This is a genomic window from Amycolatopsis stemonae (genome assembly GCF_054781455.1).
On record NZ_BAAGUJ010000026.1, the window covers coordinates 75,662 to 99,739 of the forward strand.

The window sequence follows — 24,078 nt, forward strand, 5'->3', positions numbered from 1 at the left end:
TTCGCCGACCTGCTGCGCCGCGATTGTCCATAGTGGATTGATCGAACCCGCGCGCGTCGGCGGCCGTGTCCATTGTGCACTGATTCGCGACTGCGGCAGACGGAGTAGTGGTGTGCGCTTAGAAGAGTCACATATGTGAACGGCGATCACGTTTCTGAATTGTTATCGACGACTGTCTTGCCCGGCTATTTCCGGCGTGTGAATGTGGACGCCGCTGGCTGGACTGGACCTACGAAAGAGGCGACCCGGCAATGACGCAGACAGCCCCGGCGCGGCACATCAGCCGGACCACCTTGTACTTCTTCGGCGCGCTCGGTGGCATCTTGTTCGGCTACGACCTCGGCGTGATTTCCGGGGTGCTCCCGTTCATCGGGAAACTCTGGGCGCTGACCAGCTGGGACAAGGGCGTGATCACCGCCAGCCTGTCGGTCGGTGCCATCGTCGGCGCGCTGTTCTCCAGCCGTACCAACGAAGCCCTCGGCCGGCGGCGCACGATCATGGTCGCCGCGGCGATCGTCATCGTGGGCACGCTGGCGGCGGCCTTCTCGCCGACGTTCGCGCTGCTCGTGGTTTCGCGGCTGGTCATCGGCCTCGGGATCGGCCTTTCGTCGTCGACCGTCCCGACCTACCTGTCGGAGCTGGCGCCGGCGCGGTTGCGCGGCGCGATGGGCGCGCTGAACCAGATCTTCATCGTGCTCGGCATCCTGATCGCGTTCCTGGTGAGCTACTGGCTCGGCCCGAACTCGGCCTGGCGCTGGATGTTCGCCGGCGCGATCGTCCCGGCGGCGGTGCTGCTCGTCGGGCTGGTGTTCCTGCCGGAGACGCCGCGCTGGCTGGTGAAGAACGGCCGGGAAGAGGAGGCCCGGCGAGTCCTCGCGAGCGCGCACGGCACCACCGTGAACCTCGACCAAGAGATCGAGACGATCAATGAGGTCATCCGGCTCGACACCGAAGAAAAGCCGCGCCTGCGCGACCTGTTCTCCGGCTTCGTGCGGCCGATGCTGGTGGTGGCGCTGCTGCTCGCGATCGGCCAGCAGTTCAGCGGGGTCAACGCGATCAACGCGTACTTCCCGACGATGCTGATCGGCCTCGGCTTCGCCACGCAGGCCGCGCTGCTTTCGGGTGTTCTGCTGGGCGTCACGAAGTTCCTGTTCACCGCGTGGGTCGTGTTCGTGGTGGACCGCTGGGGCCGCAAGCCGCTGCTCCTGATCGGCAACGTGATCATGGTGATCACGCTGGTGGCGGCCGGGTTCGTCGTGCTGAACGTCCACGACACCGGCACGCGCGGCATCCTGATGCTGGTGATGATGGTGCTGTACCTGGTCGGCTACGAGCTCGGCTGGGGCGCGGTGGTCTGGGTGATGATGTCCGAGGTGTTCCCGCTGAAGTTCCGCGCGGCGGGCATGGGTGTCAGCAGCGTGGTCCTCTGGGCGGCGACCGGCATCGTGAGCGCGGTGTTCCCGATCATTTCCGACCCGAAGTCGCTCGGCATCGGCGGTTCGATGTTCCTGTTCGCCGGCATCAACGTGGTGCTGTTCGTGCTCACGAAGTGGCTGGTGCCCGAGACGAAGGGGCGTTCGCTCGAGCAGATCGAGCTCGACCTCCGGGCGCGCCAGGGCGTCACGGCCAAGAGCTGACCCCGGGGGGTCTTGACGGCGGGGCACGGGATCCGTGCCCCGCCGCTTCAGTGCGCGGGGGCAGTGACGAGCCCGAGTTTGCCCGCCAGGCGCCCGATCCAGGCTTCGACCTCGTCCGGCGAACGGTCCGGCAGCCCGAAGATCGTCTCGGTCACGCCGAGGGAATCCAGGTGCGCCAGGCGTTCCGGGTCCGGCCGCTCGCCGAGGGCGCAGATCCGCGGCGCCCCCGCCCGGCCTTCCGCGAGCCAGATCTCCTTCAGCAGGGCCACGTGCCCGTCCAGGTCCGTGTCCGCCGGCGTCGTGATCCAGCCGTCCGCGTGCCGCGCGATCCAGCGGAACGTCTTCTCCGTCGGGCCCGCGCCCAGCAGCACCGGGATGTGCGGCTGGACCGGCTTGGGCCACGCCCAGCTCGGTCCGAACGAGACGAACTCGCCGGCGTAGGACGCCTCCTCCTGTGTCCACAGTGCACTCATCGCCTCGAGGTACTCGCGCAGCGCGGTGCGGCGGCGGTGGCCCGGGACGCCGTGGTCGGTCAGCTCGTCGACGTTCCAGCCGAAGCCGGTGCCGAGCGTGACGCGGCCGCCGGAGAGGTGGTCGAGGCTCGCGATCGTCTTGGCGAGCGTGATCGGGTCGCTCTCCACCGGGAGGGCCACCGCCGTCGACAGCCGGATCCGCGACGTCACCGCCGCGGCCGTCGCCAGGGCCACCCACGGGTCGAGGGTGCGGCTGTAGCGGTCGTCGGGCAGGGACGCGTCGCCGGTGCGCGGGTGCGGTGACTCGCGTTTCACCGGGATGTGCGTGTGCTCGGGCACGTAGAAGGTGGCGAACCCCGCGGTTTCCGCGGCGCGCGCCGCGGAGGCGGGGGTGATGCCCCGGTCGCTGGTGAACAGCACGATTCCGTAGTCCACGCGTGGAGCGTATTAGAACGTGTTTCAGTTTTCAAGGTGGGTCGGGACCGCGAAAAGTACCAACGCGAACGCGGAGAGTAACGTCGTGGGCCGCTCGAACGATGGTGGAGGAGCCCGGGGTGAGCAGGCGGGGAGCAGAGCGCCCGCGCCCGGTGCGGCAGGGTGGGCGCAACCGGGAAAGACGCGGAGGCAGGGTGAACCCGAAAATCCATTGTGGACTCACGGTGTCCCAGTCAGTGGACGCGCCGGCGGGGCGGGATGGCGTGCGCGCACCCGGTTCCAGTACCGTGGACCACAGGTCGAGAGGCGCTGCAACGGACCGCCGGGTCCGCCACGCTCGACCGGGAACCACCGACCAAGGGCGCCTCCCGGATGAGGGAGGCTGCCGATGAACCCCAATGAGTCCGAAGCCACCGCGCGCCTGCGCGAGCTGCTCGGCCGGCGGGTGGCGGTGCTCGACGGTGCCTGGGGCACCATGCTGCAGGGCGCCGGGCTGACCCCGGCCGACTACCGCGGCGACCGCTTCGGCGAGCACACCCACGACGTCACCGGTGACCCCGACCTGCTGAACCTCACCCGCCCGGACGTCATCCTCGACGTCCACCGCCAGTACCTCGCGGCCGGCGCGGACATCACCACGACGAACACCTTCACGGCCACCAGCATCGGCCAGGCCGACTACGGCCTCCAGGACCACGTCCGCGAGATGAACGTCCGCGGGGCGCAGCTGGCCCGCCAGGCCGCCGACGAGCTGGGCGGGAAGTTCGTCGCCGGGTCGATCGGGCCGCTGAACGTCACCCTCAGCCTGTCGCCCAAGGTCGACGACCCCGCCTACCGCGCGGTGACGTTCGAGCAGGTCAAGGCGGCCTACGCGGAGCAGATCGCCGGGCTCGCCGAGGGCGGCGTCGACCTGCTGCTGATCGAGACGATCTTCGACACGCTCAACTGCAAGGCCGCGATCGCCGCCGCCCGCGACGTCGCGCCGCACCTGCCGCTGTGGATCTCGGTGACGATCGTCGACCTGAGCGGCCGGACGCTCTCGGGCCAGACCGTCGAGGCGTTCTGGAGCTCGATCGAGCACGCGAAACCGCTGGTCGTCGGCGTGAACTGCTCGCTGGGCGCGGAAGAGATGCGCCCGCACGTCGAGGAGCTCGCCCGGATCGCCGACGCCTACGTCGCCTGCCACCCGAACGCCGGACTGCCCAACGCCTTCGGCGGCTACGACCAGACCCCGGAGGAGACCGCCGGGCTGATCGGCGGGTTCGCCCGCGAAGGCCTGGTCAACCTGGTCGGCGGCTGCTGCGGCACCAGCCCGGCGCACATCGCGAAGATCGCCGAAGCCGCGAAGGACGTCACGCCGCGGGAGGTGCCCGCGCCGCGCACGCACACCCGGTTCAGCGGGCTCGAGCCGTTCGGCATCGGCGCCGACACCGGGTTCGTGATGATCGGCGAACGGACCAACGTCACCGGCTCCAAGCGGTTCCGCCGGCTCATCGAGTCGGGCGACCACCAGGCGGCCGTCGACGTCGCGCTGGAGCAGGTCCGGGGCGGGGCCAACCTGCTCGACGTCAACATGGACGCCGACCTGCTCGAGTCCGAGGAGGCGATGACGACCTTCCTCAACCTCATCGCCACCGAGCCCGAGGTCGCGCGGATCCCGGTCATGGTCGACAGCTCCAAGTGGAGCGTGCTCGAAGCCGGCCTGCGCTGCCTGCAGGGCAAGGGCGTGGTGAACTCGATCAGCCTCAAGGAGGGCGAGGAGCCGTTCCTCGCGCAGGCCCGCACCATCCGCAACTACGGCGCCGGCGTCGTCGTGATGGCCTTCGACGAGCGGGGCCAGGCCGACACCGCCGACCGCAAGGTCGAGATCTGCGCCCGCGCCTACGACCTGCTCACGCAGGAGGCCGGCTTCGCGGGCGAGGACATCATCTTCGACCCGAACGTCCTCGCCGTCGCCACCGGCATCGCCGAGCACAACGGCTACGCGAAGGCGTTCATCGACGCGTTGCCGAGGATCAAGGAGCGCTGCCCCGGCGTCCACATCTCCGGTGGCATCTCGAACCTGTCGTTCTCCTTCCGCGGCAACGACGTCGTCCGCGAGGCGATGCACTCGGCGTTCCTGTTCCACGCCATGAAGGCCGGCCTGGACATGGGCATCGTGAACGCCGGCCAGCTCGCGGTCTACGAAGACATCCCGAAGGACCTCCTCGAGCTGGTCGAGGACGTGCTCTTCGACCGCCGCGAAGACGCGACGGACCGGCTGGTCAGCTTCGCCGAGAACGTCAAGGGCAGCGGCACCAAGCGCGTCGTGGACCTCTCGTGGCGCGAAGGCAGCGTCGAGGCGCGGCTGTCGCACGCGCTGGTGCACGGCATCGTCGACTACATCGAGGACGACACCGAAGAGGCGCGGCAGCAGCTGGCCCGGCCCCTCGACGTCATCGAGGGGCCGCTGATGGACGGCATGAAGATCGTCGGCGACCTGTTCGGCTCCGGCAAGATGTTCCTGCCGCAGGTGGTCAAGAGCGCGCGCGTGATGAAGCGGTCCGTCGCCTACCTCGAGCCGTTCATGGAGGCGGAGAAGGAGAAGGCGCGCCAGGAAGGCCGGCTGGCCTCGAGCGGCGGCCAGGGCAAGATCGTGCTCGCCACGGTGAAGGGCGACGTCCACGACATCGGCAAGAACATCGTCGGGGTCGTGCTGGGCTGCAACAACTACGAGGTGATCGACCTCGGCGTGATGGTGCCGGCCGCGAAGATCCTCGACACGGCCGTCACCGAAGGCGCCGACGCGGTCGGGCTGTCCGGGCTGATCACGCCGTCGCTGGACGAGATGGTCGCGGTCGCGACCGAGATGCAGCGGCGCGGGCTGAAGCTGCCCCTGCTGATCGGCGGCGCGACGACGTCCCGTCAGCACACCGCGGTCAAGATCGCGCCGGCCTACGACAACGCGACCGTCCACGTGCTGGACGCGTCGCGCGTGGTCGGGGTCGTGTCCGACCTGCTCGACCCGGACCGGTCGATCGCGCTCGCCGAGAAGAACCGCGCCGATCAGGAGGTGCTGCGCGAGCAGCACGCGAGCAAGCAGCGCCGCCCGATGCTCACCCTCGAGCAGACGCGGCTGAACCGCGAGCAGGTGGTGTTCGCCGACCTGCCGGAGCCGCTGTTCACCGGCACGCGGGTCGTCGAGCCGGCGATCGCCGAGCTGCGCGAGATGATCGACTGGCAGTTCCTGTTCCTGGCCTGGCAGCTCAAGGGCAAGTACCCGGCGATCCTGGAGCAGCCGGTCGCGCGTGAGCTGTTCGACGACGCGAACACGCTGCTCGACCAGATCATCGCGGACGGCAGCTTCACCGCGAAGGGCGCGTACGCGTTCTGGCCGGCCCACAGCGAGGGCGACGACATCCTGCTCGACGGCGAGTTCTCGCACGTCGCGTTCCCGATGCTGCGCCAGCAGACGTCGAAGCCGGAGGACCGCGCCAACCGCTGCCTGGCCGATTACATCGCGCCGGAAGGCGACCACCTCGGCGGCTTCGCGGTCGCGATCCACGGCGCCGAGAAGCTGGCCGCGAAGTACGAAGCCGAGCAGGACGACTACCGCGCGATCATGGTGAAGGCGCTGGCCGACCGCCTCGCCGAGGCGTTCGCCGAGCACATCCACCTGCGGGCCCGCCGCGACTGGTTCGAGCCCGACGCCGAGCCGAAGCTGGAGGACCTGCACGCGGAGCGCTTCCGCGGGATCCGCCCGGCATTGGGCTACCCGGCCAGCCCGGACCACAGCCAGAAGCGCGAGCTGTTCGCGCTGCTGGAGGCGGACCGCCTGGGCATGGACCTGACGGAGTCGTTCGCGATGACGCCGGCGGCGAGCGTGTCCGGGCTGATCTTCGCGCACCCGGACTCCCGCTACTTCACCGTCGGCCGCCTCGGCCGCGACCAGATCGAGGACTACGCGCGGCGCAAGGGCGTCGAGGTCGCCGAGGTCGAGCAGTGGCTGCGGCCGAACCTGGCCTACGAACCCGACGCGTAGTCCTTCAGCTCGATGTCGGTGGCGAACTTGTCGGTCGCCTTCAGCATCAGGCCGAGCAGGAACCGCGACTTGAACGTCCAGTCGCGCATCTTGATGCGGAACGGGGACGGCGGCGCGAGGAACGGGCCCGCGCTGCCGCGTTGCGAGATCTTCGCGTAGCCGCGGAACTGCTCTTCGTAGCGGGCGAAGGCGGCGCGGTGGTCGCCGTTCGCGGCGAGGAGCTCGCCGGCGAGCACGTACGCGCCGACGACGGCCAGGCCGGTGCCGAAGCCGCCGAGGGTGTTGCCGTAGGCGGCGTCGCCGAGCAGGACGACGCGGCCGCGCGAGTAGTGGTCGATGGTGACGCGCGCCAGCGAGTCGAGGTAGAACTCGCGGGCCTGCGGGATCTTCGCGACCAGCTCGGGCACCCGCCAGCCGGCGCCGCGGTAGGCCTCGGCCAGCAGTTGCCGCTGCCGGCCGGTGTCCGCGCGGTCGTAGTCCAGCTCCGGTGACGCGAAGACGAAGAACGCCGACGCCTTCGGCCCGCCGACCGCGGTCATCCGGCCCGGCTCGTTGTACATGACCGGGTCGCCGTCCGCGACCTCCGCGCCCAGCTCGGCCAGGGCGTAGTAGTGGCCGAGGAACGTGACGTAGTCGCGTTCCGGGCCGAAGGCCAGCCGCCGGACGGCCGAGTGGATGCCGTCGGCGCCGACGACGAGGTCGAACCGGCGGGGCTCGGCGTGGGCGAAGGTGACGTCGACGCCGTCGGACGTCTCGGCCAGCGACGTGATGGTGTCGCCGAAGAGGTACTCGCAGTGCGGCGCGGTGTGCTCGTACAGGATGTCGGCCAGGTCGCCGCGGCGGATCTCGATGTCGCCGCCGGTGAACTCGCCGGGGATGACCGCCCGCGGCCGCCCCTCGGCGTCGACGATCGTCTGGTCGGTGCCGCCGGTCTGGCGGGCCAGGACGTCATCGAGGATCCCCATGCGCTCGAGCACGGTCCGGTGGGTGGCGCCCTTGAAGTCGACGGCCTGCCCGCCGGGCCGCACCGCCGGGGCGCGCTCGACGACGGTGACGGTGCAGCCGTGGCGGGCCAGCCAGAGGGCGAGGGCGGGGCCGGCGATGCTGGCGCCGGAGATCAGGACGCTGAGGTTCTTCATGCCGTGGTTCTTCATGCCGCCGAGCTTCGCGGCCGTCGCTTACCGGTCCCTGGCGAAGCGCTGACGGCCGCCGTCAGCGACTGTCGCGAGTGGACTGCGCGCGGTCCGTCACGACGGAAAATTCCCGGCCGTGACCCCGGCTTTCCCGCCGGTTTCCGCGTGTTGACCGCGATCCGATCGGCGGGCACCATTTCCGGCGGGGGAGAGGGGTCGGCGATGCCGGTCAGCGAACTGCCACCTGCGGCCACCACGCTCGGCGAGCTGCTGCGCAACGGGGAGCGGGCCCTCGAGGCCGACGGCGACCTGCGCGCCGGCCGGGAGTGGTTCGACCGCGCGTACCGCGCCGCGGAAGCCGAGGGCGACGGTACGGCGATGGCCCGCGCCGCGCTGGGCATGGGCGGGTTGTGGGTCCACGAGCACCGGAGCGCGCCCGCGGCGGCGTTGCTGCAGGCCCGGCTGCGCGCGGCGCGCGCGGCGGTCGAGCCCGGGTCCTCGCTGGCCTTGCGGCTCAAGGCCCGGCTCGCGGGCGAAGCCGACTACGTGGCCGGTGAGAGCAACGAGATCCTGGCGGTCCTCGAAGAGGCCAAGCGCGCGGGCGACCCGGTGGCCTGGGCCGAAGCCGCCAGCCTGGCCCACCACTGCCTGCTCGGGCCGGACCACGGCGGCCAGCGCCGCGCTTTGGCCCAGGAGCTGATCACCGAGGGCTTCCGCACCGGGCGGCGCAGCGACCTGCTGATGGGCATGCTCTGGCGCACGGTCGACCTCTTCCTCGACGGCGACCCGCACGCCCAGCGCGGGCTCGCGGACCTGCGCGGCCTGCTGGCCGACCGCGACCACCTCGCGGTCGGGTTCGTGCTCGACGCGATCGACGTCATGCTCAGCATCCGCGCGGGCCGGTTCGCCGACGCCGAAGCGCGCGCCGCGGCCTGCGCGGAACGCGGCGAGCAGGCCGGGGACGCCGACGCGACCGGCTGGTTCACCGCGCAGCTGGGCGCCATCCGCTGGTACCAGGGCCGGGTCGCCGAGGTGCTGCCGGTGGTGCGGGAGACGGTGAACTCGCCGACGCTCAGCGCGGTGGACAACGCGCTCGTCGCCGGCCTGGCCGTCGCGGCGGCGGCCGCCGGGGACGAACGCGAAGCCGCCGGAGCCCTGGCCCGGCTGCGCGGGCGGGACCTGGCCCTGCTGCCGCGGTCGAGCAGCTGGCTCGTGTCGATGTACGGGATCGTCGAGTCCGCGTACTTGCTCTCGGACGTCGAATCGGCTCTGGCCGCGTACGCGCTCCTGACGCCTTTCGCGCGGCTGCCGATGACGGCGAGCCTCGGCGTCGCCTGCTTCGGTTCGGTGCAGCACGCGCTCGGTGTCGCGATGCTGACGGCAGGCCAGCCCGAGCGCGCCGCCGAGCACTTCCGCGCGGCCGTGCGCGACAACCTCGCGCTGGCGCACTGGCCGGCCGCGGCACTCTCCCGCGCGCGGCTCGCGCAGGCACTGGGACCCGCGTCGGCCGAAGCCGACCGGGAGCTGGCCGCGGCAACCCGGGAGGCCGGGCAGCTCGGGATGGTGCTGCCCGCGCTGCCGGTGCGCGGCCCGGACCGGCGCGTGACGTGCCGGCGGCACGGCAGCCACTGGGTGTTCGCCCTGGGCGGGCGGTCTGTGCAGGTAGAGCACAGTGTCGGCATGGGCTACCTCGCGACGCTGCTGGACAACCCCGGCCGCGAGCTGACGGCCGTCGAGCTGGCCTCGGGGCCGGGCGTGCGCACCGCGGCGTCGTCGGCGCAGCCGGTGCTCGACCAGGAGGCAACGAGCCACTACCGCCGCTGGCTCGCGAACCTGGAGGCCGAGCTCGACGAGCACGAGGCCAACCACGACGCGGGCCGGGCGGAGAAGGTGCGCGCCGAGCGCGACTGGCTCATGGGCGAGCTGTCGGCCGCCGCCGGGCTCGCGGGCCGCGTCCGCGAGTTCGCGGGCGCGGAGGAGAAAGCGCGGATCGCCGTGGGCAAGGCGATCCGCCGCGCGCTGAGCCGGATCGCGGCAGCGGACGCGGTCATCGGCGACGTCCTGCGCGACGGCGTCCACACCGGCGTCCGCTGCTCCTACGACCCTTCGTGATCGCCTACTGCACCGCGCCGTTCTGCGTCACCATCGTCTCGTACCAGGCGTCGTACGGGTGGTTGGACGCCGGGTAGTTCGCCGGCGGGCTGGTCGCGTCGCTCGCCGAGTCGAAGTCCCAGCCGCGCACGAGCTTGCCGGACTGGCGGGCCGAGGTGATGAACGCCGACTCCGTCGCGGGCGCCCCGTAGAACAGCGCGCCCTGCTGCAGCTCCGCGCTGTCGCCCTTCTGGAACTCGTCGAACGCGACCTGCCGGTAGCGGATCCGGTCGCCGGTGACGCTCGCGGTGTCCGCGCGCAGCGTGTTCGACGGCGTCGGGCCGTCCGCGCCCGTCCACACCTTCACGCGTCGGCTGCCGTTGGTGGCGGTGTCCTTGGCGTACCGCGCGTCCGACGTCTTGGCGTTGCCGGTCCACGCGACGGCCGTGGCCGACAGCGTGCCGTTCCACGTCCAGTTCTGGCTGTTGCTCTGGCTCTGGTGGATTTCGCGCACGTGCGTCGCGTCGGTGAAGGCGACCGTCGGCTGCACGCCGTTGTCGTACTGCTTGCTGGCCTGCCAGGTGATCTCACCGTCCGAGCCGAGCTTGCCGACGTGCGACCAGAGCGTCGTCGCGGTCTGGGACTGGTGGACCTCGACGAGGTCGCCGTTGTCGTTCAGCGCGACCGCCGGCGTCTGGCCGCTGTCGTACTTCCCGTGCCGCAGCCAGGTGACGCGGCCGTCGGCGCCGTAGGTCCCGGTCCAGTACCAGAGCGCGCCGCCGCCCGAGTCGTGCACCTCGACGATCTGGCCGCGGCCGTTGACCGCGACGGCCGGGTGGTAGCCGACGTCCCGCTTGTACTCGCTGCGGCTGCCGCCGTCGCCGGACAGCAGCGGCAGCACGCGCCCGCGCAGCGCGTCCACGGTCGGCGAGCCCGCCGGGTAGTCCTGCGCCCGCAGCAGACGGCTGCCGAACACCGACTCCAGCTCCTGGTTGACCGCCGCCAGGTTGCCCTCCGCGAAGTTCGCGTTGTCGGTCAGGTCGTCCTTGAGGTCGAGCATGACGACGATCGGCGCGGCCGAGGGGTGCGCCGCCGACCACGTGTCGACCGTGGCCAGCCAGTCGCGCAGGTTGTTCGACGCCGGGTTGCCGCCGCTGTGGTCGACGGCGTCGCCGGGGGAGTCGTGGCCGACGCCGTAGTCGTGGTTCGTGGCGTAGCCGTTGTCGTGCACGTCGAGCTCGATGAACCGGACGCCGTGGTCGAGCTGGTAGGCGATCGACTTCTTCGCGCCGTCGACGTCGCCCGAGTAGCTGTTGTGCGTGGCGCGGAAGACCGAGGCGGTGAAGGGCGGGCTCGCGGCTTCGGCCGTCCCGCCGGTGAGCAGCGCGGCGGTGGTCAGCGCGGTGACGGCCAAGGCGGGCAGTCGGGTCATCCTCGGGTCCTCACGTCGGGAGCGGGGCGGTCCCCATCCTGGCCCGCGCCGCGGAACGGCGGGTGGAACGTCGTGGAACGCGAGTGGAACGCCTAGAAGGGGTCAGCAGGACGTCGAGGGAGGAATCGTCATGACCCACGCGGGTGGACCCCAGTACCCGGATCCGACCGGACCCGTGCCACCGCCCCAGGCCGGTCCGCCGCCGGGGCCGCAGCCCGCCGCGCCGAAGAAGTCGAAGCGGCGGCAGAAGATCGTGCTCACCGTGTTCCTGATCCTGGTCGCCGGGGTCCTCGCGCTGGTCTGGGTGGCCACCCGGTCCAACGGCGAGAACGCCCAGGTCGGCAACTGCGTCACCGAAAGCGGCGAGAACTACGTGAAGATCGTCGACTGCGGGACGCCCGAAGCGACGCTCAAGGTCGTCGCGCGCGTCGAGGACAAGACCCAGACCGAAGCGCAGATCAGCGCGTGCACCCCGTACCCGGACGCCGACCAGGTGTTCTGGGAGGGCAAGGAAGGGGAGACCGGCGTCGTGCTCTGCCTGGCGAAGACCGGCAAGTGACCGATGGCGGCCGGGAAGTTCTCGTTCACCGGCTCCGGTGAGGTGCGGATCCGCTGCGGCGGGCGCACGCTCGCCGCGGCGGGCGACGTGATCGTGATCGGTGACCGCGTCTTCCGGCTCGCCGAGGTCGACCGGGTCGCCTACCACGCGGCGGCCCGGCCGCACCAGGCCAGCTACGCGCTCGGCCTGGCCCGCGGCCCGGTGCGGAGCCGGTTCGTGTTCGACGCCTTCCGCGGCGGCAGCGAGCTCGAGGACGCGCGCGAAACCTGGCGGCGCCTGGTCGAGCTGGTCGAGTCCGCGGCGTGCCCGCGGATCGCGCGGGCCGCGGTCGACGCGATCACGGCCGGGGCGACCGCCCGGTTCGGCGGGCACCCGCGCATCGACGCCGACGTCGAGGGGCTGCGCCGGTGGTTCGCGCCGAAGGTGCCGTGGCACGGGGTGCTCGGCACCGACCTGCGCGCGGGGCAGGTGCGCGTCTGGACCGGCGGGCCGGAGCCGGAACTCGTCACGGCCATGGCGGGCTGGAACGCCGTGGTCCTGCCGCGGGTCGTCGGAATGATGGTGGGCCGCGAAAAAGAATCACCGGGAAACCAATGATCACGGTTTCCGCAATTCCAGCGGGAAATGCTCACGAAATCGGAGATCGAGTGTCCGTTCTGCCGGGTTCGTCGCACCGCTTGGCGATTAATGCCAAATCGCTGCGCGGATTCGGTACTCCGGCGGAGCGGGCGTAGTCATTATCCGATGAACGGGTGCGGGGGCACCGGAAAGCCCGCGAGGGGTGGGGAGGCAGTGGGTGTGGCGAACGACTGGCCGCTGGTCGGCCGCGAACAGGAGCTGGCGTTCGCGCGCCGGGCGCTGGCCGACCCCGAGGTGTGCGGTCTGCTGCTGACCGGGCGCGCGGGCGCCGGCAAGACGCGGCTGGCCAAGGTGCTGCTGACCGAGCTGGCCGGTGCCGGCGCGCGCACGCACTGGGTGCGCGCGATGTCGTCCGCTTCGACCATCCCGTTCGGCGCGTTCGCCCACCTCCTGCCCGGCAGCGCGGACGGTTCGGGGGACCGCGCGCACCGGCTCAACCAGGTCGCCGGCCACCTCACCCGCGGCGCGGAGGGGCGGCGGCTCGTCCTGTGCGTGGACGACGCGCACCTGCTCGACGACCTGTCCGCGACCTTGGTGCACCAGCTGGCGGCGACCGCGTCGGCGTTCGTGATCGTGCTCGCGCCGCACGGCGTGAGCGTGCCCGACCCGGTGTTCGCGATGTGGAAGGACCGCGTCGCCGAACGGCTCGACGTCGGCGAGCTCAGCCGTCCGCAGACGACCGAGCTGATCACCGCGGCCCTGGGCGGCCGGCTCGACGACGGCGCCGAGCACCGGCTGTGGCACCTGACCCTCGGCAATCCCCTGTTCCTGCGCGAACTCATCCAGGGCGGCCTCGACAGCGGCGCGCTGTCGGCGGAGGACGGCGTGTGGCGGTGGAGCGGCGCGCTCACCGCGACCCCGCGGCTGGTGGAGCTGATCGAAACGCGCACCGACCGCGTCGACGCCGACGAGCGGCGGCTGCTCGAACTGCTCGCCTTCGGCGAGCCACTGGGCAGCGAACCGCTGGTGCGGCTCGGCGCCGCGCGGGTGCTCGCCTCGACCGAGCAGGCCGGGCTGGTCGTCTCGGAACGCACCGGACGGCGGCTCAACGTCCGGCTCGCGCACCCGCTCTACGCCGAGGTGATCCGGCGCCGGACGTCCCCCTTGCGCCAGCGTGACACCTACCGGATCCTCGCGCAGACCCTCGACCTCACCGGCGCGCGCCGTGCCGAGGACAAGCCCCGGCTGGTGCGCTGGCGGCTGGCCGCCGGGCTGCCGACCGACCCGCAGCTGGTCCGGGCGGCGGCGGAAACCTTGCTGCGCAAGGACTTTCCGCAGGCCGAACAGCTGGCGGCGGAAGCCGCCCGGATGGGCGGCGGGTTCGCCGCGAAGTTCCTGCTCGCCCAGGTCCGGATCGCGGGCGGCCGGCACGCCGACGCCGACTCGCTGCTCGCCGAGCTCGCGGGCGAGACGGTGTCGGACGCCCAGCACGCCCGCGTCGCCGCGACGCGGGCCAGGAACCTGGCGTTCGGCCTCGACCGCTTCGAGGAAGCTGCCGCCGTGCTCGACACGGCAGAAACGGGTGTGTCCGGCACTTCCGACGAACTGGTGACCGCCCGGGCCGCCCTGCGCGCGGCGGCGGGTGCGGCCCGCGACGCCCTCGACCTGCTCGGCGCGGTGCTCGACCGCAACGGCCGCGGCGACGCGCTGCGGCTCGCGGCCCTGGTGGTCGCGGCGGGAGCGCTGGCTTCGGCGGGGCGGACGGAGGCGTGTCTCGGCGTCGTCGACGAGGGGCTCGCGATCGCGTCCCGGATCTCGGACGCGTTCGCCCCCGGCGCGCGCGTCCGGCTGGAGCACGCCCGGATCGTCGCGCTGTGCCGGGCGGGCCGGCTGGAAGAGGCCGAGGACCACGCCGGCGACGACTACCGGGACGCCGTCCGGGACCGCTGGGGCCCGGCGGTCGCGGGCGCGGCGGCGTCACTCGGGACGGTGGCGCTGGCGTACGGCAACGTCCGCGGCGCGATCCGCTGGCTGCGGGAAGCCCTCGCCGCCGACGTCCACGACCAGCCGTACGAGTTCCGTCCGGCGGTCGCCGCGGCGCTGGTCCGGGCGACGGCGATGGGCGGACGCGTCTCGGACCCGCACGGCGACTGGGACGGCGCCTGGGTGGCGGCGGCTCGCGGCGAACCCTCCCGGGCGGCGGACCTCGCGGCGTCGGCGGCCGCGGCGGCGGAGGAGGACGGCCGCCTCGCGGTGGCGGCCGAGATCCGCCACGACCTGGTCCGGCTCGGGTTCGGCTCCCGCGACCCCGGGCCCGGCTCGGGAACCCTGGCCGAGTTGTACTCGGCACACGCACGGGCGGTCGCCGACGCGGACGCCGAAGCCCTGGACGCCGTGGCTTCCGGCTTCGCCGACGTCGGAGCGCGGCTGCTCGCCGCGGAGGCCGCGGCCCAGGCCTCCCGCGCCCACCGCGCGGAGGGCAGGAACGGCAGCGCGGCGACGTCGGCGCAACGGGCCCGCGCGTGGCTCGCGTCCTGTGAGGACGCCGCGACCCCGGCGCTGGGACTGCTGGACACCCCGCTCGACCTGACGGTCCGCGAGCTGGAGATCGCCCGCCTGGTGGCCACGGGCTTGACGAGCCGAGCGGTCGCCGACCGGCTGGTGGTCTCGGTGCGAACGGTCGACAACGTCCTGCACGGCGTCTACGCGAAGCTGGGTATTTCCGGCCGCCGCGAGCTCGCCTCGGTGGTAGGCCCCCCGGAGCCGGCGAGTAGTCCCGGCGACGGTCCATAGGTAGATCGCGCCGGAGACAGCGGCGAAGCCGAGTAGGCCGCTACTCATGACCCGGGCGCCCGCCGGCCCAAGACTGGATGACAACGGAGGGGCACGGGCTTCACCGATCCGAATGTCAGGAGTGCACAGGATGACGACTTCATCGGGCGACGTTTTCCAGAACGAGCAGGGTTCCGGCGGTGGCGACCAGTTCAACGAGCAGGCGGCCAACGGCGGCCGGGGGGACATTTTCCAGAACGAGCAGGGTTCCGGCGGTGGCGACCAGTTCAACGAGCAGGCGGCCAACGGCGGTCGTGGGGACATCTTCCAGAACGAGCAGGGTTCCGGCGGGCACGGTGGGAACCAGTTCAACGAGCAGGCCTCGACCGGCGGTCGCGGCGACATCTTCCAGAACGAGCAGGGATCCGGCCGCGGCGGGAACCAGTTCAACGAGCAGGCGTCGGCCGGTCACCACGGTGACGTGTTCCAGAACGAGCAGGGCTCGGGTGGGCACGGTGGGAACCAGTTCAACGAGCAGGCAGCCAACGGCGGCCGGGGCGACATCTTCCAGAACGAGCAGGGTCACGGTGGTCGTGGCGGTGATCAGTTCAACGAGCAGGCTTCGAACGGCGGCCGGGGCGACATCTTCCAGAACGAGCAGGGTCACGGTGGTCGTGGCGGTGACCAGTTCAACGAGCAGGCTTCGAACGGTGGTCGCGGCGACATCTTCCAGAACGAGCAGGGTCACGGTGGCCGTGGCGGCGATCAGTTCAACGAGCAGGCCTCGACCGGCGGCCACGGGAACATCTTCCAGAACGAGCAGGGTCACGGTGGCCGTGGCGGTGACCAGTTCAACGAGCAGGCCTCGACGGGTGGTCGCGGCAGCATCTTCCAGAACGAGCAGGGCCACGGCGGGCACGGTGGGAACCAGTTCAACGAGCAGGCCTCGACCGGCGGCCACGGGAACATCTTCCAGAACGAGCAGGGCTACGGCGGGAACCAGTTCAACGAGCAGGCCTCGACCGGCGGCCACGGGAACATCTTCCAGAACGAGCAGGGCCACGGCGGGAACCAGTTCAACGAACAGGCCTCCACGGGCGGCCACGGGAACGTCTTCCAGAACGAACAGGCCCACGGCCACCACGGCGGCGACCAGTTCAACGAGCAGGCGTCCACCGAGCACGAGCACGAGCACCACCACGGCGAGGAGCACCACCAGGACCACCACGCCGACTACCACCACGACGTCGACCACATCTGAGCCGGCGTAGGCAACCCAGGGGAGCGGTCATGCAGGAGCCGAGCGGCGGGGGGCGCATCGCCCTCGACACCCTCGACCTCGCCGTCAAGGGGGCGAAGGCCTACGGGCGGGACGATCTCGTCCAGCGCCTCACCGACGCCCGGCGCCTGCTGTCCGAGCCCGACGTCACCGTGTACGTCGTCGGGGAGTTCAAGCAGGGCAAGAGTTCTCTCATCAACGCCCTGCTGACCGCCAAGATCTGCCCGGTCGACGACGACATCGCGACCGCGGTGCCGACCGTCGTCCGCTACGCGCCGGAGTCCGGGGCTCTGGCGACCTACGAGCCGGCCGATCCGTCGTCGCCGCCGTGGACCGAGCGGATCTCCCTCGAAGACCTGCCCAGTCACGTCAGCGAAGCCGGCAACCCCGGCAACGTCCGGAAGCTCAAGTCCGTCACGGCTTCGATCAGCCGCCAGCTGCTCTCCGGCGGGCTGGTGCTGGTCGACACCCCGGGCGTCGGCGGGCTCGGCTCGCTGCACAACGCCGTCACGGTCAGCTCGCTGCCGCGGGCGCACGCCGTCCTCTTCCTTTCCGACGCCTCCCAGGAACTGACCGCCGCCGAGCTGCGGTTCCTCCGGACGGTCAAGGAACTGTGCCCCAGCGTGTTCTTCGTCCTCACCAAGATCGACCTCTACCCGCAGTGGCGGCGGATCCTCGAGCTGAACGCCGGCCACCTCGAAGCGTGCGGCATCACCATCGACACCGTCGCCGTCTCGTCCGAGCTGCGGACGGTCGCGGCGCGCTCGGCCGACCAGGACATGAACGTCGAATCCGGGTTCCCGCAGCTGGTCAAGCGGCTGCAGGGCGTGGTCGGGGACGCCGAGCGGTCCGCGCTCAACGCCGTGGGCCTGCACGTCGCGTCCGCGGTCGGGCAGCTGCACGCCGCCCTGCGGGCCCGCCGCACCGCGCTCGTCCACCCCGAGCAGTCCGCCGGCCTCGTCGCGGAGCTCGGCCGGGTCAACGACCGCGTCGACGCGCTGCGCAGCCAGTCCGCGAAGTGGCAGCAACTGCTCTTCGACGGCTTCGCCGACATTTCGTCCGATGTGGACTACGACCTGCGCGCCCGCTCCCGCGGCGTGCTGCACGAGGCCGAAGAGGCCATCGACGAAGGCGACCCCGCCAAGAACTGGGACGAGTTCGAGAAGTGGCTGCGCCAGCGCCTCGCGAACGAGACGCTCGAGAACTACGCGACCTTCGTCAAGAACGCCCGCGGTCTCGCGTCCCGCGTCGCCGACCACTTCGAGCTCGCCGAGTCCCAGGCCGTGCTGCCGCGCGAGGTCCAGGCGCCGGTCGAGGTCGTCGAGGAGATCGACATCGATTCGTCGTTCACCGGCGTCAAGACCCGCGGCGCCACCGGGATGGCCGCGTTCCAGAAGGCCTACAGCGGCTTCCTGATGTTCTCCATGCTCACGAAGATGGCCGCGCTCGTCATCCCGACCCCGTTCGGCGTCGCCGCCGGGCTGCTCATGGGCCGCTCCGGGTTCATGGACGAGCGCAAGCGGCAGCTGGAGAAACGCCGCAGCCTGGCCAAGACCGCCGTGCGCCGGTTCGTCGACGAGTTCAACCTCCAGGTGGGCAAGGACTCCCGCGACGCGATGCGGACCGTCCAAAGAGAACTCCGCGACGCCTACGGCGCGCGCGTCGAAGAGCTGCAGCGGTCCCTGACCGAGGCGCTGGCCAACGCGAAGAAGGCCGTCGTCGACGACGACGCCGAGGCCGCCGAGCTGAGCCGCCTGGAGGCCGACATCGAAGCCCTCGAAGTGCTCGGCCGCCGCGCCGACGAACTCACCCTGCGCAGTGCGCCCAAACCCGTCCCGGCGGTGACGCGATGATGCCGCTCTACGTCCAGGTCCGCGGGTTCGTCGCCCGCGCGTGCGCCGGGTACGCCGGCACGCCCGCCGAGCCGCAGCTGCGGCAGATCGCGGGCCGGCTCGCCGAACCGCTGCGCGTCGCGATCGCCGGCCGCGTCAAGGCCGGGAAGTCGACGTTGCTCAACGCGCTGGTCGGCCAGGAGCTCGCGGCGACGGACGCGGGGGAGTGCACCCGCGTCGTCACCTGGTACCGCAACGGCCCGACCTACCGGATCATGCTGCACCCGGTCCGCGGGATGCCGCGCCAGCTGCCGTTCGGCCGGCTGTCCGGCACCCTCGGCCTCGAACTCGGCATGGCACCCGACGACGTCGAGCGGCTGGTCGTGGACTGGCCGTCGCCGGCGTTGCGCGCGATGACGCTGATCGACACGCCCGGGCTCGGCTCGGCGCGCTCGGCCGTTTCCGAACGCACCGAGATCGCGCTGGTGCCCGAGGGCGACGGCGTGGGCACGGCGGACGCCGTCGTGTACCTGATGCGGCACGTCCACGGCGACGACGTCCGGTTCCTCGACGCTTTCCACGACGACCCGGCGCAGCGCCGCCCGGTGAACACGATCGGAGTGCTGTCCCGGGCGGACGAAGTGGGGCACGCCCGCACGGACGCGCTCGACTCGGCCGCGAAGATCGCCGAGCGCTACGCCCGCGACTCCCGCGTGCGCGGGCTCTGCCAGACCGTGGTCCCGGTGGCCGGCCTGCTGGCCAGCTCCGCGGCGTCGCTGAAGGAGTCCGAGTACCGCGCGTTCCGGGTCCTGGCGGCCGCTCCCGAACCGGAGGCGGCGCGGCTGCTGACGTCGGCCGACCGGTTCGCCCGCGCCGAGTCCGAAGTGGACGTTCCGGTCGCCGAGCGCACCGACCTGCTGGCCCGTTACGGCCTCTTCGGCGTCCGGCTGGCGGTCGAGCTGACCCGCGGCGGGATGGTCACCGGCGCGCGGGCGTTGTCCGGCGAACTGCTGGCCCGCAGTGGCCTGCACCGGCTCCGCTCGCTGCTGACGACGCAGTTCGCCGCGCGGGCCGACGTGCTCAAGGCACGCTCGGCGCTGCAGGCGGCCGAACTGGTATTGCGGGCCTACCCGGACCGCACGGGCGGGCTGCTGCACGAATGGGAACGGATCGTCGCCGGGGCGCACGAGTTCGCCGAGATCCAGCTGATCGATTCGATCCGGCTCGGCGTCGTGCTGTTCACCACCGACGAGTCCGGCGACGCGGAACGGCTGCTCGGCGCGGCCGGGGTGGACGTGCCGAGCCGGCTGGGCCTGCCGCCGAACGCGGGCCGGGCCGCGATCCGGCAGGCGCTCGGCGCGCAGCTGCTGAGGTGGCAGCGGCGCGCCGAGCACCCCGCCTCCCCGCGCGACGTCCGCGACGCGGCCCGCGTGCTGGTGCGGACGTGCGAAGGAATCCTGCTCAGCGAAGCCCGGGCGGAGGTCTTGTCGTGAACGAGCTGCCGAAGAAGGTCAAGCGGGCGGTCACGGCCACCGCCGGCGCCGTCGCGTCGGAGGTGGCGGGCAACCTGCTCACGCCGGGTTCTTCCGCGACGACGGCCACACCGCCACCGCAACCGGCACCCGCGGCCGCGGAGACCGCGCACACCGACCCCGGCCACGACTACGTCCCGCACGTGGAGACCAGCACGGTCACCCGGGGCGAGGACGGCTCGGTCGAGGCGCGGACGGGCACGGTCTGGCACCCGGAGACCACCGGCGGCGCGCCGGTCGAGGACCTGCCGACCGTCGAGGAGTTCGAGCAGATCGACGTCCGCGAAGACGAGTTCGGCAACTTCGTCATCGACGCCACCGAGCGGTTCGTCGTGCACAACCACGGCCACGACGAGGTGTACGCCGACCACCAGCACGTGGTCGTGCCCGGGGACGGGACACCGGGCGACACGGACATCGACGTCGTCCAGAACGCCGGCATCGTCGTGCACGAGCACCCGGACGGCTCGATCTCGGTGGAGCACGCGGGATCGCTGACCTACGAGCTCACGCCGGACGCGCCGGGCCACGGCGACATCGAGGTGTTCCAGGAGGAGACGGTCGGGCTCGACGAGGCCGGGACCGGGCCGCCGGGGATCGCCGTCGCCGTCGGCGTCGACGAGAAGGCGACGGCCGAGGACCCGTTCGGCGAGCCGGCCGGGCCGGCCATCCACCAGACCGAGGTGATCACGGACAAGGCGCGCGGCGCCACGGTCACCACACAGGTCACCGCGCCGGCGCCGGCGCTGCCCGGCCCCGCGGCCCCGCCGGTCGTCACGTTCGGCCGTCAGCCGTCCACTGTGGACCTCGCGCCGGCACCGCCGATCGCCGTCGAGACCACGACGCTGGCGGCGTCTTCGTCGCTGGCCGACCACCCGCCCGCGAAGCACAGTTTCGCGACCGAACGCGAACCGGTGCACCACGACGCGGGTGAGGTCACGGGCAGCCGGCCGCAGCCCGAAGAGAAGGACCACCCGTTCGAGCCTCCGCGGCACCACGAGCCGGACCACGAGCACGGCACGGGTCAGCTGCCGGATCCGGGGCACCTGCCGGACACCGGCCACCTGCCGGGCGACCCGCCGCCGGAGCCGCCCGAGCCGCCGCCGGCCGAACCGCCCGGCCCGCCGGCGCCGGAAGAACACCACGAACACCTCGAGGAACCGGCGCCGGTTCCCGACGACCACCCGACTTTGGACCACGCGCACGCGGACGGCGGAGGCTGACATGGGCTACGGACTGGGCATCGACCTCGGCACCACGTTCACGGCTGCCGCCGTCGACAGCGCCGGCCACGTCGAAATGGTGTCCCTCGGCGACCGCACGGCGGCGATCCCGTCGGTCGTGCTGCTGCGGGCGGACGGGAGCGTGCTGGTCGGGGACGCGGCGAGCCGGCGCGCGGCCGTCGAGCCGGACCGGGTGGCGCGGGAGTTCAAGCGGCGCTTGGGCGATCCGACGCCGGTGCTGCTCGGCGGGGCACCGCATTCGGTGGCGTCGCTGATGGCGCACCTGCTCGGGTACGTCGTCCGGACGGTAGCCGGGCAGCAGGGCGGCCGGCCGGACCGGATCACGCTGACGCACCCGGCGAACTGGGGGCCGTACAAGCGGGAGCTGTTCGAGCAGGTGCCGCGGCTGACCGGGATCGACCGCGTCGGCCTGATCACCGAGCCCGAGGCCGCGGCGGCGCACTACGCGTCGCAGGAACGGCTCGAGGACGGCGCGGTCGTGGCGGTGTACGACCTCGGCGGGGGCACGTTCGACGCGACCGTGCTGCGCAAGCGCGGCAACGGGTTCGAGATCCTCGGCACCCCGGAAGGCATCGAAGGGCTCGGCGGCGTCGACTTCGACGAAGCCGTGTTCGGCCACGTCGACCGGGCGCTCGACGGGAAGCTGTCGCAGGTCGACCCGGACGACCCGGGCGCGGTCGCGGCGGTCGTCCGGCTGCGCCAGGAATGCGTGCTCGCGAAGGAGGCCCTGTCGGCCGACACGGAGACGGCGATCCCGGTCCTGCTGCCTTCGGTGCAGACCGAGGTGCGGCTGACCCGCGGCGAGTTCGAGGAGATGGTCCGCCCGTCGATCACCGCGACGATCGGGTCCCTGCACCGCGCGCTGCGCTCGGCGAACCTGCGCCCGGCGGACCTCGGCGCGGTGCTGCTGGTCGGCGGCTCGTCCCGGATCCCGCTGGTGTCCCAGCTGGTCTCGGCCGAGCTGGGCCGCCCGACGGCGGTCGACATCCACCCGAAGTACGGCGTCGCCCTGGGGGCGGCGGCACTGGCTTCGGGCCGGTCGGGGCTGGTGCAGGCGACGCGCTCGCACCCGGCGATCCGGCCGGTGCCGCCGCCGCCCGTCCCGCAACCGGAAGGCCCCCGGCTCCCGGTGCCCCAGCCGGACGTCTCCCGCGTGCCGGCGCCCCGCGAGGAGACCCGCGCGATGGCCGGCCCCGGCTTCGGCGCGGGGGCACCCCCGCCGTCCCTGGGCCGGGTCAAGTCGGACGCGAGCCCCGGACGGCGGGCGTCCCGCCGCGGGGTGGTCATCGGGCTGTGCGCGGTCGCGGTGGTGGCGATCGGCGGGGTGGCGGTCGCGGTGAGCAGCTCGGGCAATTCGTCCGGCGGCACGACCCCGCCGGGCTCGAGCTCGGCGAGCGAGACGCCGACGCTGGTGAGCGTGCCGTCCCCGGAAGCCCCGGAGACCACGCACGCGACGGTGGCGGCACCACCCCACACGAACCTGCCGGTGACGACCCACCGCAAGACCCCGCCCCGGACGACGACCCCGACGCGCACGACCACCCCGACGACGACCACGACCCCGCCGACCACGACGAGCACGAAGACCACGAACTGAGCACCCGGCCGCCGGCGCGCTCAGTATGTGAGAGATTTTCCAGCCCATGGAGTGAAGCCCGGGCGCACGCCGTTGACCCCGGCCCCGGCCGGGCCGCAAGTAGACCGGGTGATCACCCTCCTTCCGGCCCCCACCGCCGCCGGCCGTCAGCTCGCGGTGCTCGCCGCGGTGCAGGTGTGCGCCCTGAGCGTCTGGTTCTCCGCCTCCGCCGTGGTTCCGGCCCTGCGCGCGGAATGGGGGCTCTCGCGGGAGCACACGATCCTGCTGACCGTGACCGTCCAGGCCGGGTTCGCGGTCGGTGCGGTGGTTTCGGCCGCGCTCAACCTCGCCGACCGGGTGCCGCCGCAGGCGCTGATCGCCGGCAGTGCGCTGCTCGCGGGCGGCGTCACCGCGGCCCTGCCGTGGTGCGCGCACGGGCTCGCCGTCCCGCTGCGGTTCGTCACCGGCTTCGCCCTCGCGGGGGTCTACCCGGTCGGGATGAAGGTCGTCGTCTCGTGGTTTCCGCGGCAGCGCGGGATCGCGCTCGGCGTGCTGCTCGGGGCCCTGACCGTCGGCTCGGCCCTGCCCAGCCTGCTGAACCCGTTGCCGTGGCGGACGGTCCTGCTGTGTTCGGCCGGGCTGGCGACGCTCGGCGCCGGCATCGCCGCGGCGTTCGTCCGCCCCGGTCCGGATCGCCTGCCCTCGCCACGGTGGCAGCCGCGGTACCTGGTGCGGATGGCCGCCGATCGCCGGCAGCGGCTGGTCTGCCTCGGCTACTTCGGGCACATGTGGGAGCTCTACGCGCTGTGGGCGTGGCTGCCCGCCTATCTCGCCGCGACCGGCGGACCGGGCGGCGTGCCGCCGTTCGTCGTCATCGGCGTGTGCGGGGCGGCCGGGTGCGTGCTCGGCGGCGCGCTGTCGGACCGCTGCGGACGCGTGGTCGTCGCGATGGCCGCCATGCTCGTCAGCGCGGCCTGCGCGCTGCTGTCCTCCGTCGTGTCCGGCACGTCGCTGCTGGTGCCGGTGCTCCTGGTCTGGGGCGTCGCCGTCATCGCCGACTCCGGTCAGTTCTCCGCCGCCCTCGCCGAGACGGCCGATCCGCGCTACGTCGGCACCGCGCTCACCGCCATGACGGCGTTCGGGTTCCTGCTGAGCGCGGGCACGATCCAGCTGCTGCCCCTGGCCGCCGACGCCGTCGGCTGGCGGGCCGCGGTGCCGGTGCTCGCCGTGGGGCCGCTGCTCGGCGCGTTCGCCCTGCACCGCCTGCGCCGCCGGTAACCTCGCGTCAGTGTCAGGGTGGTGTTGCCGCTGTTGCGGTGGTTGGGATCCTGGCCGCTGGTGACCTGGCTCGTAGCCTCGCTGCCGCCTGCTTGCGGGTTGGCGATCATGCGTTGTGCCGGTCACCGGTGGTCAGGACCGACCGGCGTGACTTGATAGGAGCGTGGCAGCGCCCCCACTGAGGTGTGTCCGCCGGCCGGCCCAG

At 72.4% G+C, this 24,078-nt stretch carries 15 protein-coding genes and 1 riboswitch; of the genes, 11 read left to right on the plus strand and 4 right to left on the minus strand.

The window, feature by feature from the left end:
- Positions 1 to 251 precede the first annotated feature (251 nt).
- Positions 252 to 1,637: an MFS transporter gene (locus ACYVLJ_RS46200; protein WP_460443481.1), complete on the plus strand. Its 1,386-nt coding sequence runs from the start codon at positions 252 to 254 to the stop codon at positions 1,635 to 1,637.
- A gap of 47 nt (positions 1,638 to 1,684) precedes the next feature.
- On the opposite strand, the gene ACYVLJ_RS46205 is transcribed toward ACYVLJ_RS46200, so the two are convergent.
- Positions 1,685 to 2,545 (minus strand): LLM class F420-dependent oxidoreductase, encoded by an 861-nt coding sequence (locus ACYVLJ_RS46205; protein WP_460443482.1) that lies wholly within the window; start codon positions 2,543 to 2,545, stop codon positions 1,685 to 1,687.
- 295 nt (positions 2,546 to 2,840) lie between these two features.
- Positions 2,841 to 2,919: riboswitch (S-adenosyl-L-homocysteine riboswitch) on the plus strand.
- A 14-nt stretch (positions 2,920 to 2,933) separates the two neighbouring features.
- On the opposite strand from ACYVLJ_RS46205, the gene metH reads away from it, so the two are divergent.
- Positions 2,934 to 6,566 carry a methionine synthase gene (metH, locus tag ACYVLJ_RS46210; RefSeq protein ID WP_460443483.1) on the plus strand — a complete coding sequence of 1,211 codons (3,633 nt, stop codon included), beginning with the start codon at positions 2,934 to 2,936 and terminating at the stop codon, positions 6,564 to 6,566.
- On the opposite strand, the gene ACYVLJ_RS46215 is transcribed toward metH, so the two are convergent.
- Positions 6,548 to 7,705 (minus strand): FAD-dependent monooxygenase, encoded by a 1,158-nt coding sequence (locus tag ACYVLJ_RS46215; protein WP_460443494.1) that lies wholly within the window; start codon positions 7,703 to 7,705, stop codon positions 6,548 to 6,550. The two genes, metH and ACYVLJ_RS46215, sit on opposite strands and share 19 nt — an antisense overlap.
- 216 nt (positions 7,706 to 7,921) lie before the next feature.
- On the opposite strand from ACYVLJ_RS46215, the gene ACYVLJ_RS46220 reads away from it, so the two are divergent.
- Positions 7,922 to 9,811 (plus strand): hypothetical protein, encoded by a 1,890-nt coding sequence (locus tag ACYVLJ_RS46220; RefSeq protein WP_460443484.1) that lies wholly within the window; start codon positions 7,922 to 7,924, stop codon positions 9,809 to 9,811.
- A gap of 4 nt (positions 9,812 to 9,815) precedes the next feature.
- Here the strand turns inward: ACYVLJ_RS46220 and ACYVLJ_RS46225 are convergent, their stop codons facing one another.
- The gene (locus ACYVLJ_RS46225; protein WP_460443485.1) at positions 9,816 to 11,222 is read right to left on the minus strand and encodes a PI-PLC domain-containing protein; all 1,407 of its coding nucleotides are present in this window, start codon (positions 11,220 to 11,222) and stop codon (positions 9,816 to 9,818) included.
- Between the two features lie 130 nt (positions 11,223 to 11,352).
- Here ACYVLJ_RS46225 and ACYVLJ_RS46230 point away from each other — a divergent pair, with 130 nt between their 5' ends.
- The 3 genes from ACYVLJ_RS46230 (at position 11,353) to ACYVLJ_RS46240 (ending at position 15,153) form a co-directional block, all read left to right on the plus strand.
- Positions 11,353 to 11,781, plus strand: a complete 429-nt coding sequence (locus ACYVLJ_RS46230) for an LppU/SCO3897 family protein (RefSeq protein WP_451972095.1) — start codon at positions 11,353 to 11,355, stop codon at positions 11,779 to 11,781.
- Positions 11,782 to 11,784: 3 nt separating this feature from the next.
- Positions 11,785 to 12,378, plus strand: a complete 594-nt coding sequence (locus tag ACYVLJ_RS46235; protein ID WP_460443486.1) for a hypothetical protein — start codon at positions 11,785 to 11,787, stop codon at positions 12,376 to 12,378.
- Positions 12,379 to 12,579: 201 nt separating this feature from the next.
- Positions 12,580 to 15,153, plus strand: a complete 2,574-nt coding sequence (locus ACYVLJ_RS46240; protein WP_460443487.1) for an ATP-binding protein — start codon at positions 12,580 to 12,582, stop codon at positions 15,151 to 15,153.
- A 139-nt stretch (positions 15,154 to 15,292) separates the two neighbouring features.
- Here the strand turns inward: ACYVLJ_RS46240 and ACYVLJ_RS46245 are convergent, their stop codons facing one another.
- Entirely contained in the window at positions 15,293 to 16,387 is a 1,095-nt protein-coding gene (locus ACYVLJ_RS46245) for a hypothetical protein (RefSeq protein ID WP_460443488.1), read from the minus strand.
- Positions 16,388 to 16,422: 35 nt separating this feature from the next.
- On the opposite strand from ACYVLJ_RS46245, the gene ACYVLJ_RS46250 reads away from it, so the two are divergent.
- From ACYVLJ_RS46250 to ACYVLJ_RS46270, 5 genes are all read left to right on the plus strand, one after another.
- Positions 16,423 to 18,264 (plus strand): dynamin family protein, encoded by a 1,842-nt coding sequence (locus ACYVLJ_RS46250; RefSeq protein WP_460443489.1) that lies wholly within the window; start codon positions 16,423 to 16,425, stop codon positions 18,262 to 18,264.
- Entirely contained in the window at positions 18,261 to 19,736 is a 1,476-nt protein-coding gene (locus tag ACYVLJ_RS46255) for a GTPase family protein (RefSeq protein ID WP_460443490.1), read from the plus strand. Before ACYVLJ_RS46250 ends, ACYVLJ_RS46255 begins: the two co-directional genes overlap by 4 nt.
- Positions 19,733 to 20,998: a hypothetical protein gene (locus ACYVLJ_RS46260; RefSeq protein WP_460443491.1), complete on the plus strand. Its 1,266-nt coding sequence runs from the start codon at positions 19,733 to 19,735 to the stop codon at positions 20,996 to 20,998. Before ACYVLJ_RS46255 ends, ACYVLJ_RS46260 begins: the two co-directional genes overlap by 4 nt.
- Position 20,999: 1 nt before the next feature.
- A complete protein-coding gene (locus ACYVLJ_RS46265) occupies positions 21,000 to 22,616 on the plus strand; it encodes an Hsp70 family protein (protein WP_460443492.1) in 1,617 nt (538 codons plus the stop codon).
- Between the two features lie 108 nt (positions 22,617 to 22,724).
- Positions 22,725 to 23,873, plus strand: coding sequence for an MFS transporter (locus ACYVLJ_RS46270; protein ID WP_460443493.1), 1,149 nt, complete (start codon positions 22,725 to 22,727; stop codon positions 23,871 to 23,873).
- Positions 23,874 to 24,078: the final 205 nt, after the last annotated feature.

Excerpts from the sequence above, each read along its gene's own strand:
- ACYVLJ_RS46200 (WP_460443481.1), top strand. The coding sequence starts at position 252 with ATGACGCAGACAGCCCCGGCGCGGCACATCAGCCGGACCACCTTGTAC.
- metH (WP_460443483.1), top strand. The coding sequence starts at position 2,934 with ATGAACCCCAATGAGTCCGAAGCCACCGCGCGCCTGCGCGAGCTGCTC.
- ACYVLJ_RS46215 (WP_460443494.1), bottom strand. The coding sequence starts at position 7,705 with ATGAAGAACCTCAGCGTCCTGATCTCCGGCGCCAGCATCGCCGGCCCC.
- ACYVLJ_RS46220 (WP_460443484.1), top strand. The coding sequence starts at position 7,922 with ATGCCGGTCAGCGAACTGCCACCTGCGGCCACCACGCTCGGCGAGCTG.
- ACYVLJ_RS46225 (WP_460443485.1), bottom strand. The coding sequence starts at position 11,222 with ATGACCCGACTGCCCGCCTTGGCCGTCACCGCGCTGACCACCGCCGCG.
- ACYVLJ_RS46230 (WP_451972095.1), top strand. The coding sequence starts at position 11,353 with ATGACCCACGCGGGTGGACCCCAGTACCCGGATCCGACCGGACCCGTG.
- ACYVLJ_RS46235 (WP_460443486.1), top strand. The coding sequence starts at position 11,785 with ATGGCGGCCGGGAAGTTCTCGTTCACCGGCTCCGGTGAGGTGCGGATC.
- ACYVLJ_RS46250 (WP_460443489.1), top strand. The coding sequence starts at position 16,423 with ATGCAGGAGCCGAGCGGCGGGGGGCGCATCGCCCTCGACACCCTCGAC.
- ACYVLJ_RS46255 (WP_460443490.1), top strand. The coding sequence starts at position 18,261 with ATGATGCCGCTCTACGTCCAGGTCCGCGGGTTCGTCGCCCGCGCGTGC.
- ACYVLJ_RS46265 (WP_460443492.1), top strand. The coding sequence starts at position 21,000 with ATGGGCTACGGACTGGGCATCGACCTCGGCACCACGTTCACGGCTGCC.